The organism is Pseudomonas sp. TMB3-21 (assembly GCF_054898145.1).
On record NZ_CM142718.1, the window covers coordinates 3,058,204 to 3,070,694 of the forward strand.

General features: G+C 60.3%; 12 protein-coding genes. 6 read left to right on the forward strand and 6 right to left on the reverse strand.

Annotation, left to right across the window (positions count from 1 at the left end):
- Entirely contained in the window at window positions 1-597 is a 597-nt protein-coding gene (gene wrbA, locus ACYZTS_RS14085) for an NAD(P)H:quinone oxidoreductase (RefSeq protein ID WP_028624816.1), read from the reverse strand.
- Window positions 594-947, reverse strand: a complete 354-nt coding sequence (arsC, locus tag ACYZTS_RS14090; protein ID WP_028624817.1) for an arsenate reductase (glutaredoxin) — start codon at window positions 945-947, stop codon at window positions 594-596. Before arsC ends, wrbA begins: the two co-directional genes overlap by 4 nt.
- 114 nt (window positions 948-1,061) lie before the next feature.
- On the opposite strand from arsC, the gene ACYZTS_RS14095 reads away from it, so the two are divergent.
- Window positions 1,062-1,529, forward strand: a complete 468-nt coding sequence (locus ACYZTS_RS14095; RefSeq protein ID WP_028624818.1) for a TlpA disulfide reductase family protein — start codon at window positions 1,062-1,064, stop codon at window positions 1,527-1,529.
- Between the two features lie 246 nt (window positions 1,530-1,775).
- Here ACYZTS_RS14095 and ACYZTS_RS14100 read toward each other — a convergent pair whose 3' ends face one another.
- From ACYZTS_RS14100 to ACYZTS_RS14115, 4 genes are all read right to left on the reverse strand, one after another.
- Complete coding sequence (locus ACYZTS_RS14100) at window positions 1,776-2,180, reverse strand: META domain-containing protein (RefSeq protein WP_461989932.1); 405 nt, start codon at window positions 2,178-2,180, stop codon at window positions 1,776-1,778.
- Window positions 2,180-2,614, reverse strand: a complete 435-nt coding sequence (locus ACYZTS_RS14105) for a hypothetical protein (protein ID WP_028622811.1) — start codon at window positions 2,612-2,614, stop codon at window positions 2,180-2,182. The genes ACYZTS_RS14100 and ACYZTS_RS14105 overlap by 1 nt, the downstream gene beginning before the upstream one ends.
- 77 nt (window positions 2,615-2,691) lie before the next feature.
- Window positions 2,692-3,684: a 2-hydroxyacid dehydrogenase gene (locus ACYZTS_RS14110; RefSeq protein WP_461989934.1), complete on the reverse strand. Its 993-nt coding sequence runs from the start codon at window positions 3,682-3,684 to the stop codon at window positions 2,692-2,694.
- A 20-nt stretch (window positions 3,685-3,704) separates the two neighbouring features.
- A complete protein-coding gene (locus ACYZTS_RS14115; RefSeq protein ID WP_461989936.1) occupies window positions 3,705-6,455 on the reverse strand; it encodes a response regulator in 2,751 nt (916 codons plus the stop codon).
- A 213-nt stretch (window positions 6,456-6,668) separates the two neighbouring features.
- On the opposite strand from ACYZTS_RS14115, the gene ACYZTS_RS14120 reads away from it, so the two are divergent.
- The 5 genes from ACYZTS_RS14120 (at window position 6,669) to rlmD (ending at window position 12,434) form a co-directional block, all read left to right on the forward strand.
- Entirely contained in the window at window positions 6,669-7,391 is a 723-nt protein-coding gene (locus ACYZTS_RS14120) for a response regulator transcription factor (RefSeq protein WP_461989937.1), read from the forward strand.
- On the forward strand, window positions 7,378-8,793 hold the full coding sequence (locus tag ACYZTS_RS14125) for a histidine kinase sensor domain-containing protein (protein ID WP_461989939.1): 1,416 nt from the start codon (window positions 7,378-7,380) through the stop codon (window positions 8,791-8,793). Before ACYZTS_RS14120 ends, ACYZTS_RS14125 begins: the two co-directional genes overlap by 14 nt.
- Before the next feature lie 207 nt (window positions 8,794-9,000).
- The gene (locus ACYZTS_RS14130) at window positions 9,001-10,023 is read left to right on the forward strand and encodes a PDDEXK nuclease domain-containing protein (protein ID WP_461989941.1); all 1,023 of its coding nucleotides are present in this window, start codon (window positions 9,001-9,003) and stop codon (window positions 10,021-10,023) included.
- A gap of 108 nt (window positions 10,024-10,131) precedes the next feature.
- Entirely contained in the window at window positions 10,132-11,034 is a 903-nt protein-coding gene (gene cysM / locus ACYZTS_RS14135) for a cysteine synthase CysM (protein ID WP_461989943.1), read from the forward strand.
- On the forward strand, window positions 11,034-12,434 hold the full coding sequence (gene rlmD / locus ACYZTS_RS14140) for a 23S rRNA (uracil(1939)-C(5))-methyltransferase RlmD (RefSeq protein WP_461989944.1): 1,401 nt from the start codon (window positions 11,034-11,036) through the stop codon (window positions 12,432-12,434). Before cysM ends, rlmD begins: the two co-directional genes overlap by 1 nt.
- Window positions 12,435-12,491: the final 57 nt, after the last annotated feature.

Below are 12,491 nucleotides of genomic sequence, written 5' to 3' on the forward strand. Positions count from 1 at the left end.
TCAGTTCCCCAGCTTTTGCGCGGTCTTCGCCAGCCGCATGCCCAACGCCCGGCACAGCGCCATTTCGTGTTCATCCAGGCCACTTTTACCGTCAGCGCCAGCGTGGTGACTGGCGCCATACGGCGTACCGCCACCGCGGGTGTCCAGCAACGCAGATTCACTGTAGGGCAGGCCGGTGATCAGCATGCCGTGGTGCAGCAACGGCAACATCATCGACAGCAGCGTCGATTCCTGGCCGCCATGCAAACTCGCGGTAGAGGTGAACACACCGGCCGGTTTGCCGACGAGTGCGCCGGTCAGCCACAGGTTGCTGGTGCCATCGATGAAGTATTTCAGTGGCGCTGCCATGTTGCCAAAACGGGTCGGGCTGCCAAGGGCCAGGCCGGCGCAGTTTTTCAGATCATCGAGGCTGGCATACAACGCGCCTTCGTCGGGAATGTCCGGCGACACCGCTTCGCATTCGGCAGAGATCGGCGGGACGGTGCGCAATCGCGCTTCAAGGCCTGCCTGCTCGACGCCGCGGGCGATTTGCCGGGCCATTTCGTTGGTCGAGCCGCTGCGGCTGTAATACAGAACCAGAATGTACGGCGCAGTCACGGCAGCAACTCCAGCACGTTTTCCGGCGGACGGCCGATGACGGCTTTGTTGCCCACTTCGAGAATCGGCCGCTCCATCAGCTTTGGGTGTGCAGCAATGGCTGCGATCAACTGCACTTCGCTCAGGCTGGTGTCGGCGAGGTTAAGGGTTTTGTATTCGTCTTCGCCCGTGCGCAGCAACTGCCGAGCGCTGATGCCGAGTTTTTTCAGCAGGGCCTGAAGCTGCTGTTCACGCAGCGGCGTTTCCAGGTAGCGCACCACGGTCGGGTTCAGGCCTCGGGCTTCCAGCAGTTCGAGCGCACCGCGGGATTTCGAGCAGCGCGGATTGTGATAAAGCGTCAGATCGGTCATGTGCGGGTCGCATCTTGCGTAAGGTGGCGGCTATTCTAACCGTGCAACGCGTAATCCAGAACCTTGGGAGGCAATGGGTCGCGGCGGTTTCCTTTTTTTCATTGGGATCACGACATGACAAGACGACTGGCAGCGGTATTGACGATCATCGGAGCGTTGATGCTGGGGGGCTGCGGCAATGACTATGGCATCGACCAGAACGGTCAGAAGGTCGCGGCCGAGCGTCTGGACAAACAGTGGCTGGTGCTCAACTACTGGGCCGAATGGTGCGGACCGTGCCGTACCGAAATTCCGGAATTGAACGCTTTGGCCGATCAGCTCAAGAGCAAGGACATCGGCGTGTTCGGGGTCAATTTCGATAATGTGCAAGGTCAGGAACTGAAAGACGCCAGCGAGAAACTGGGGATCAGGTTTACCGTGCTGGCGCAGGATCCGGCGGAGCTATTCGAGTTGCCACGCAGTGAGGCGTTGCCGGTGACTTACATCATCGATGACAAGGGCAAGGTCCGCGAACAATTGATGGGTGAGCAGACGGCGGCAGGGGTGTTGGCGAAACTTAAGGCGTTGCAGGCAAAAAACTAGAGGCAAAGATCGCAGCCTCGCCAATGCTCGACAGCTTCTACGGGAATGACATGTGGTTAGGATGTGGCGAGGGGGGTTGTGGCGAGGGGCTTGTGGCGAGGGGATTTATCCCCGTTGGACTGCGCAGCAGTCCCTTTTTTGGGGATCGCTTCGCAATCCAACGGGGATAAATCCCCTCGCCACAATAAGGCGCCAAGATCAAAAAAACAGGTGCCAGGATCAACAATGCCGGGTTCTAGAGGGTAATCAACCCTCTTCAAGCCACCAGCGCAACGGCTTGCCTTCAGCCGGCCAGAAGCGCATCTGGTCGATGGGCGAAACATCCCAACGCTGAACCTTTTCCAGTGCCTGCAGGAAGCGCTGTTCCTGCTCCATCAACGCCGGCGCACACATCTTGCGGGTGCTGCCGATTCTGCCGAAGCTCAGCTTGTCGCCTTCCAAGGTGTACGGCGCGAACCAGTGGTTGCAGCCGCCGTTGCCGTAAGCACGACCGTCTTCGCCCAAGGTGATGGTCAGATGGCTGTAATCCATCAACGGGCGCTCGCCGATCCACTCCAGAATGTAACTGCGATTTTCCTGCAGTTTCACCGGTTCAGCGGCGCAACCCAACAGGCCGATGCTGACCATGGCGGCCAGAACAAAACGTTTCATCAAGCGGGCTCCTGGCATTTCGGGCACAGGTGCTTGTCGCCGACTGTCTTCCAGCCCAACTCGGCGATTCGCGCGGTGGCGGCTGGTCTTTCAGCCTTGTTGCCCAGCTTGGCGTCCACGGCGAATTCAAAGCTCAGCTCTTTGGCGCAGCTGTCGCAATTGACCTTCCAGGTGTGGATCGCCAGCTCGCCGAACATCGGACCACTCGCTACTGCAACCCATTGACCGGGCGGGTTGATCAGATGGCGCACCGTTTCGACGGTCAGGCGCATGGACAAGTCCCTGGCGCCCTTGAGAGTCACGACCAGCACATCATTGTTGCGAATCGAGCCGCCGTTGCCGGTGACTTGATAACGCCCCGGCACCAGGGCGCGGCATTCAGTGAGGGTGTGTTGCGGGTTCATCAGGCTATAGCGAAAATCGTGTTCGACCATGGGTCCTCCAAATATGCGCGGCATGCTAGCACGGACATCACGGCAGCACTGCGCGGGCAAATGACCTTCGATCCGGTTCAGCCAGCCTCGACCAGATTCTGCGGTGTGCCGGCCGCCCAGGCTGCAATGTTCTGCAATGTTATGCTGGCGATCGCGCCGAGCGCTTCGCGGGTCAGGAAGGCCTGGTGGGCGGTAATGATCACGTTCGGGAAGGTCAGCAGTCGCGCCAGCACGTCGTCCTGCAGCGGCAGATCGGAGCGATCCTCGAAGAACAACTGCGCTTCCTCCTCGTAGACGTCCAGGCCCAGATAGCCCAGCTGCCCGTCTTTCAAGGCGTCGATCAGCGCCGGCGTGTCGACCAGCCCGCCACGTCCGGTATTGATCAACATGGCGCCGGGCTGCATGTGCTGCAGCGACTCACGGTTGATCAAGTGTTTGCTCTGATCATTGAGCGGGCAGTGCAGGCTGATGATCTGTGCCTGTGCCAACAACTGAGGCAAGCTCAGGTAACGCGCACCGAGCGCTTCGACTTCGGGGTTGGGATACGGGTCATAGGCCAGCAAGGTGCAGCCGAAGCCGTTCATGATTTTCGCGAATGTCGCGCCGATCTGCCCGGTGCCGACCACGCCGACCGTCTTGCCCACCAAGTCGAAACCGGTCAGCCCATGCAGGCTGAAATCACCGTCGCGGGTGCGGTTGTAGGCGCGATGCAAACGCCGGTTCAACGCCAGGATCAGCGCCACCGCGTGCTCGGCCACTGCGTGCGGCGAATAGGCCGGAACCCGGACGATTCCCAGACCGAGGCGCTTCGCTGTTGCCAGATCAACATGGTTGTAACCGGCCGAACGCAACGCGATCAGGCGCGTCCCGCCGGCGGCCAAATGTTCGAGCACCGGCGCGCTGAGGTCGTCGTTGATGAAGGCACAGACCACTTCGTGACCGCTGGCCAGCGCTACGGTGTCGAGATTGAGGCGCGCTGGCTGGAAGTGCAACTCGATCCCGGCGGGCAGGTCGGCACTGAGAAAGCTGTCGCGGTCGTAGGTCTGGCTGCTGAAAAGAATAGTGCGCATGCGTTCTCCATTTAATCCGGTCAGGCATTGATCCGCGCATGGGACGCCAGACGATTGATCGCCCGGTCCAATTCTTCCAGAGCGCTGTACGCTCGGGGATCCTGTTGCTTGAGCAAGGTTTCGCTGCGCTGGCAGGCAGCACGCAGTTGCGGCACGCCACAATAGCGGGTGGCGCCATGCAGACGATGGACCCGTTCGATCAATGCATTGTGGTCGTTAGTGTCACGGGCGAAACGAATCGCTTCGCGGTCGGCCTCCAGCGAGGCAAGCAACATCGCCAGCATGTCTGCCGCCAGATCGGCTTTGCCCGCCGCCAGGCGCAGACCTTCTTCGGGATCAAGCACCTGCAATTCGTTGTTGCCGGAGTTGTCGCTGATGCGCTCCGGCGCCTGCACACGCAGCGCCAGCCCGGTCCACTTCAACACCACCTGCGCCAGTTGCCGTTCGCTGATCGGTTTGGTCAGGTAATCGTCCATGCCGCTTTGCAGCAGCGCGCGCTTCTCGTTGGCCATCGCGTGTGCAGTGAGAGCGACGATCGGCAGTGGCGTGCTGTGCCGTTCGCTTTCCCACTGGCGAATGATTTCGGTGCTTTGGCGTCCGTCCATACCGGGCATCTGCACGTCCATCAGGATCAGATCGAATGTTTCGCTCTGCACGGCCTTGACCGCTGCATAGCCACTTTCCACCGCAAGCACCTTGGCACCGAGGTCCTCGAGCAAGGTCTGCACCAGCAACAGATTGGCCGGATTGTCATCGACGCACAGCACTTTCGGCGCGCGGCTGGAAATCGGTTCGCCGGGTTCGCTGCGTTGCTGACGCGGGTTGACCAGATCCGACAAGGCCCGGCGCAATTTACGCGTGCACGCCGGTTTCGCCTGAAGCTGGCTGTGGGGGTTGGGCACCGACAAGTGAAACAGCGTCTGTTCCGTGGTCGGGCACAGCACCAGCACTTTGCATCCAAGATGTTCAAGGTCCCAGATGTGCTGGTTGAGGCGCTCGGGAGGCATGTCTTGGCTGGTGATGCCGAGTACGGCAAGGTCAATGGCCTGATCGGTCTGATGCGCGCCGGTCACGCCATTGGTGAGATTTTCCAGGGTGTTGAAAGGCGTGACCAGCAACCCGCAATCTTCCAGTTGATGCTGCAGCGCCTGCCGGGCCAGTTCATGATTTTCCAGAACGGCGACCCGGCGCCCAAGCAGTGGCGGGCCAGGCAGGTCTTCGGCATCGTCGCGGGCTTTGGGCAGCTTGAGGCTGATCCAGAATTCCGAGCCTTCCCCGGGCGTGCTGTCCACGCCAATCTCGCCGCCCATCTGCTCGATCAAGCGTTTGGAAATCACCAGCCCCAGACCGGTGCCGCCGGGTTGCCGCGACAGGGAATTGTCGGCCTGGCTGAACGCTTGAAACAGCACGCGCACGTCCTGGCTGGATAGGCCAATGCCGGTGTCCTGAATGCTGATGCGCAATTGCACGCTGTCCTCGTGCTCCTCCTCGAGCATGGCGCGGGCGACGATGGTGCCTTCGCGGGTGAACTTGATCGCGTTGCTGACCAGATTGGTCAGAATCTGCTTGAGCCGCAATGGATCGCCCACCAGCGACAGTGGCGTGTCGCGGTAGACCAGGCTCACCAGCTCCAGCTGCTTGGCATGCGCGGCTGGTGCCATGATGGTCAGAGTGTCCTGGAGCAAATCGCGCAGGTTGAACGGAATATGGTCGAGGACCAGTTTGCCGGCCTCGATTTTCGAGAAGTCGAGAATCTCGTTGATGATGCCCAGCAGGCTGTCGGCAGATTTTTCGATGGTGCCCAGGTAATCAAGCTGGCGCGGGGTCAACTCGCTTTTTTGCAGCAGATGCGTAAAGCCGAGAATGCCGTTGAGCGGGGTACGGATTTCGTGGCTCATGTTGGCCAGGAATTCCGATTTGATCCGGCTCGCTTCCAGCGCTTCCTTGCGCGCGAGGTCGAGCTCGATGTTCTGAATCTCGATGGTTTCCAGGTTCTGCCTGACGTCTTCGGTGGCCTGGTCAATGCTGTGCTGCAGTTCTTCCTGAGCGTTTTGCAGGGTGCCGGCCATGCGGTTGATGCCCGACGCCAATTCATCCAGTTCATGACTGCCGAGCGGCGGCAGGCGGGTTTCCAGATTGCCGTCCTTGAGTTGCGCCACGGCCTGTTTGATCTGGCTCAGTGGCCGATTGATCGTGCGACCCATACGTAACGCCAGCAGCGCCGCACCGGCCAGCCCCGCACCGATCAACAGCAGGCTGGCGAACAGGCTGCGGTAACCGCGCAGCAGCATGCCATTGTGCGAGAGTTCGATTTCGACCCAGCCCAACAGCCGTTCGGCTTCTTCGGGGATCAGGTCACCGGCAAGATTGCGGTGCTTGCCAAACACTGGCAGCAAATAACGGGTCGCATCGTTGCCACTGCGCCGCAGCAATTGCGAGCCATTGCCGGCGGGTGCCGGATTGAGCATGGTCGGGCCGGCATGAGCCAGTGGCGTGCGGTCGGGGGCCAGCAACGTCACCGCGCGCACATCCTGGGTTTCCAGCGACTGGGTGGCGATGCGTTCGAGCATTTCGATGTTTTTGTGGCTCATGGCGGGCGCCACGAGCGGGGCCAGCTGTTCGGCGATCATTTCGCCGCGCTGCATGAGTTGGGTCTGCAGGTCCGTCAGTTGCGTCCAGGTGAAATAGCCGCCCAGCACCAACGCCATCAGGCTCGTCGGCAGCAATGTCAGCAACAGCACGCGGCCTTTGATTCCGAGTTTCTTGAGCACGCCTTTCTCCTGCATCCAGCCATTTAAGAACCTGCGCGTGCATCCGGCACCCGCCACTCGCGCAGTGTAGCGATTTGCCGGCGGGCCATCCTCGTAAATTGATGTCGTCATTCGTCGGACAGTCCGACGCTTTCGCGCATTGAGCAAACCTTGGGTTGCCCAAGGCGAAGCAATCTTCAATAATCGCCAACTGAGAATTATTTGCAGATACTCATGAATCCCATCTCTATTGGTACACCTCGAATCCTGTCCATCGAAGACGATCTGGTGCTCGGTGCCTATGTCCACGATGAGCTGGGCCGCAGCGGCTTCCAGGTAACCTGGTGCCGCGACGGCCAGGAAGGTCTGGCGATGGCGCGCCAGCAGCCTTTCGATGTGGTGCTGATGGATATTCTGCTTCCCGGCCTCAACGGGCTGAAGGTCTTGACGCAATTTCGGCAGAGCCATTCCACGCCGGTGGTGCTGATGTCGGCGCTGGGGGCCGAGGCTGATCGCATCAGCGGATTTAGCCTCGGGGCGGATGACTACCTGCCCAAGCCTTTCAGCGTGGCCGAGCTGCGCGTGCGCATTGAAGCGATCCTGCGTCGCGTGGCGCTGGATCGCCAGCCAGCGCCTGAGCCGCCTGCGGTCGCGGCGGACAATCTGCGTTTCGACGATGAACGCTTCGAGGTGTTTTTCGGCGAACACGGCACGACGCTGACCCGCAGTGAATACCGTTTGCTGGAAACTCTGCACCGCAACAGCGATGAAGTACTCAGCAAAGCCTTCCTTTATCAGCACGTGCTGCAACGCGGATACGCGGCCCATGACCGCAGCCTCGACATGCACATCAGCCAGATCCGCCGCAAACTCAAAGCCATCGGCTACACCGAGCGGGAAGTGCGCACGGTGTGGGGCAAGGGTTACGTATTGAGTGCCGACCATGAAATGGCCTGACGTTCCGGGCAGGCACTCACTGTTCTGGAAGCTGGCGTGTCTGTTGGTGGCGTTCTGTCTGCTGATGATCTGGTTGAGCTGGTCCTGGGGACGCTACATGGAGGAGCGTAACCAGTTTCTCTCGGACGAGGCGCGCGGAACCCTCACGCGCTATGCCGCCGAGGCCGAGCACGCGTGGCAGCAAGGCCAGCGGGAGGGCGTCGACGATTGGTTACAGGCGATGCGCCAGCGTGAAAAGGGCTGGGTCGGCGTCATTGGCGGTGATCTGCAATCGCTCAGCGCCCGGCCGCTGACGGACAAGGACATCGAGCGCCTGACGTTCTTGCGCGGGCTCGACTGGCCCATTCACAAAAAAGGCCTGCCGTGGTTGCGCGTGCCTTTCCCCCATAATCCGTCCGCCGGCAGCCTGGTGATCGAACTGCCGCAGCGCTTCGTGCCTGGGCACTATCGAGTGTTCTGGCGCGTCATCACCAACGGCGTCATTCCGGGTCTGTTTACCTTGTTGCTGTGCGTCGGTCTCTACCGTTTGCTGGTGGTGCCGTTGAATCAACTGCGCGCACAGGCCAACGCCTGGCGCGCCGATCAACTCAATGTGCGATTGTCGAGCCACACCACCGAACGCCCGGACGAACTCGGCGAACTGGCTCGCGCTTTCGATCAAATGTCCGAGCGCCTGCAATCGACTGTCGCCCTGCAACAGCAGTTGCTGCGCGACCTGTCCCATGAATTGCGCACACCGCTGAGCCGGTTGCGGGTCGCCAGTGAAAGCGAACAATCACTGCTGCCGCTGCGCGAACGCATCGGCCGTGAGGTCGACGGCATGCAGCGTCTGGTCGAAGACACCTTGCAACTGGCCTGGCTCGACACCGAACGCGCGCCGCTGCCCGATGAAGCGATCCAGATCCAGGCACTGTGGGAAATGCTCACCGACAACGCCTGCTATGAAAGCTGCTGGCCGGAGCGTCAGCTGCAGTGCGACGTGCAGGCTTCCTGCTGGGTACGCGGCAATCTCAACACCTTGGCGCAGGCGCTGGAAAACATTCTGCGCAACGCCATTCGTCATTCGCCCGAAGGTGGGGTCGTGCGCCTGGATGGACGGCGCGAGGGCGATTTCTGGCATCTGTGGCTCGACGATCAGGGCGGCGGGGTAGCAGAGGCGGATCTGGAGCGGATCTTCTCACCGTTCATCCGGCTCGATGGTTCGCGTCCCGGGGATGGCGGTTTCGGGTTGGGTTTGAGCATCGCGAGGAACGCGGTGCAGCGGCAGGGCGGGCGGCTTTGGGCGGAGAATACCGGGCAGGGGTTGCGGGTAAATATGTGGTTGGTGGCGGATGAGGGGGTTGGCAGTGACGGCGGGGTTGCGAGCAGGGTCGCTCCTGCGGTTGAAGTATCTCGATCTTAGATCGCGTAAGCCTGCTGCCCTGGTAGGAGCGCGAGATTCTGCGGTATGACTTGCGCGCTAAGGCTCTATCGGATCCTCCCGAGCCAACTGATTTTGCCAGAGCGTTCCGGTGTTGCTGTACGACATTTCCCAAACTGTACCGACGGCGTTTTGAGGCGTCCTTGGGGGTTTAAGCTTTCGCTTTTACTCAACCTCAAGGAGTTGGGCATGAATGCACCGATCATTCCGGCTGACGCAAGCAACGTCCGTTTTAACGAAGTGCTTGCGCTTATTCAGAGCGCCAGGCAACAGGCTGCGCAGACGGTTAATACTCAATTGATCGAGTTGTATTGGCAGGTGGGTGCTCATATCAGCCGCAAGCTTGAGGGGGCTGAATGGGGGGATTCCGTAGTAGGTCAATTGGCAGATTATTTGGCTCATATCCACCCCGGATTGCGTGGTTTCACTCGTTCAAACTTGTTTCGCATGCGCCAGTTCTATGAGATATACCGTGCCGAAGAAATTGTCGCGCCACTGGCGCGACAATTGTCCTGGTCGCACAACGTGGTCATCTTTGGCCAAAGCAAACGCCTGGAAGAACGGGAGTTTTACCTGCGGATGGCTGTGCAGGAGAAGTGGTCGAAGCGAGAATTGGAGCGACAATTTAAAGCTGCGCTCTTCGAGCGCAGCATGACCCAGCCAGCAAAAGTTTCCGCAGCACTGAGGCAGACTCACCCTTCTGCGCTCGATATATTCCGCGACGCCTATATGCTCGAATTCCTCGACTTGCCGCGCGCTCATGCAGAGAGCGATCTGCATCAGAGATTGCTGATAGGTTTGAAAGAGTTTCTAGTCGAACTCGGTCGTGACTTTTGCTTCGTCGGCTCGCAATACCCATTGCAAGTCGGCGCTCGGGATTTTGCCTTGGACCTGCTGTTCTTCCATCGCGGACTCAACTGTCTGGTAGCTATCGAGCTCAAGGTCGGCCGCTTCGAGCCGGAGTATCTGGGCAAACTGAATTTTTATCTGGAGGCGCTGGATCGCAATGAGCGCAAGCCTCACGAAAACGCTGCCATTGGTGTATTGCTCTGCGCCAGCAAGGAGGACGAAGTGGTCGAGTACGCCCTGAATCGCAGCCTGTCGCCAGCACTGATTGCGGAATATCAGGTCCAGCTACCGGACAAACAGTTGCTTCAGGCGAAGCTGCACGAGTTCTATGCTTTGAATACTGCACAGGCTCAGGAGGTCTGATCATTGCCCTTATTCCCATAAGCCATAAGCACCGCACTTTGCGTGATATGGCCTGCGCGGGTTTGCCGGTATGATAGGCGCCCCCGCAGTCTGGATTGCGAATACGCCATGACCTTGCAGTACCCAACCATCGCCGATTGCGTCGGCAACACTCCGCTGGTTCGTTTGCAGCGCCTGTCCGGCGCCACCAGCAATACCCTCTTGCTCAAGCTGGAAGGGAACAACCCGGCGGGTTCGGTCAAGGACCGGCCGGCGCTGTCGATGATCACCCGCGCCGAGCTGCGTGGGCAGATCCAGGCCGGTGACACGCTGATCGAAGCGACGTCGGGTAATACCGGGATTGCGTTGGCCATGGCCGCCGCAATCAAGGGTTACAAGATGATCCTGATCATGCCGGACAACTCCAGCGCCGAGCGTAAGGCGGCGATGACGGCCTATGGCGCCGAGCTGATCCTGGTGACTCAGGAAGAAGGCATGGAAGGCGCGCGCGACCTCGCTCAGCGAATGGAAGCCGAAGGCCGTGGCAAGGTCCTGGACCAATTCGCCAACGGGGACAATCCCGAGGCGCATTACACCAGCACCGGTCCGGAAATCTGGCGTCAGACCGAGGGCACCATCACCCATTTCGTCAGTTCGATGGGCACCACCGGGACCATCATGGGCGTGTCGCGTTATTTAAAAGAACAGAGCGATAGCGTGCAGATCGTCGGCCTGCAACCGATGGAAGGTTCGGCGATCCCGGGCATCCGGCGCTGGCCGCAGGAATACCTGCCGAAGATTTATCAGGCCGATCGCGTGGACCGGATCGTCGACATGGCGCAAAGCGAAGCCGAGGACGTCACCCGTCGTCTGGCCCGCGAAGAAGGCATCTTCTGCGGCGTGTCTTCGGGCGGTGCCGTTGCAGCCATGCTGCGCCTGTCCAGAGAAGTTGAAAACGCGGTGATCGTCGCGATCATTTGCGACCGTGGCGACCGATACCTGTCGACCGGCATTTTCGACGCGGCCAACTGATGGCCAGGCACGAAAGAGGCCTGCGCTTCCAGCCCGCTGGCGGCAGCAAGGCCCCACAGATCCCGACCGGCAAGAAGCAACGCCTGAGTATCGAGCGCCTGGCGAATGACGGTCGCGGCATCGCGTTTTTCGAGGGGCGCACCTGGTTCGTCCTCGGTGCCCTCGCAGGTGAAGAGATTGAAGCGCGGGTGCTGGGCGCCCACGGCAAAGTGGTTGAGGCGCGCACCGAGCGGGTATTTCAGGCCAATGAATTGCGCCGTCCCGCACCGTGCCCGCACTTCGGACGCTGTGGCGGTTGCAGCGTTCAGCATCTGCCCCACATTGAACAACTTGCCCTGAAACAGCGCATGCTCGCCGAGCAATTGTTCAAGGTCGCCGGTGTCGAGCCCGAAGAATGGGCGGCGCCGCTGAGCGGTCCGGAGTTCGCCTACCGTCGGCGCGCCCGGGTCGCGGTGCGCTGGGACATGAAGGCGAAACACCTCGAAGTCGGCTTTCGCGCGGCGGGCAGTCAGGACATCGTTGCGATCAGTGAATGCCCGGTGCTGGTACAGCCCTTGCAACCGATCATCAGCCGTTTGCCGGAGATGTTGCGACGCCTGAGCAAACCTCAAGCACTCGGCCACGTCGAACTGTTCAGCGGCACTTCGCTGGCAGTTTTGCTGCGTCACATGGCGCCGTTGTCCGACGCCGATCTGACGATTCTCAAGGAATTCTGCGCGTTCCATGAGGCCCAGTTGTGGCTGCATGGTGATGGCGGCCCGCAACCGGTCGACGTCGAACAGTCGCTGGGTTACCGCTTGGAGCAATGGGATCTGGACCTGGCGTACAGGCCGGGAGATTTCATTCAGGTCAACGCAGCAGTCAACGACGCCATGATTGCCCAGGCCCTGGACTGGTTGAAGCCGGCCGCGCACGAGCGTGTTCTCGATCTGTTCTGTGGCCTGGGCAACTTCGCATTGCCGCTGGCCAAAGCCGTTCGCGAAGTAGTGGCGGTGGAAGGTGTACAGGCAATGGTCGAGCGGGCAGCTGCGAATGCTGCCAGCAACAATTTGCATAATGTTCAGTTTTTTCAGGCCGATTTGTCCCTGCCATTGACCGATGCCGAATGGGCGCGGGAAGGCTTTTCTGCGGTACTCTTGGACCCACCGCGTGACGGTGCTTTCGAGGTGGTGCGCAAGCTCAAGGGCATGGGCGCCAAACGGTTGGTGTATGTGTCGTGCAACCCGGCAACGCTGGCGCGCGACACGGTCGAATTGACCAAGCAGGGCTACCGGTTAAAACGTGCCGGGATTCTCGATATGTTTCCTCAGACGGCACATGTCGAGGCCATGGCGTTATTTGAAGCGAGCCAGGATGGCTCGTCTGGTCCGACTGACCCGCTTGTGCAGCACTCGTACTAGCCCCACGAGTGCGTGCTGGCAGTAAAGGTCAGCGATTTGACGCATTGAATCTGCGTC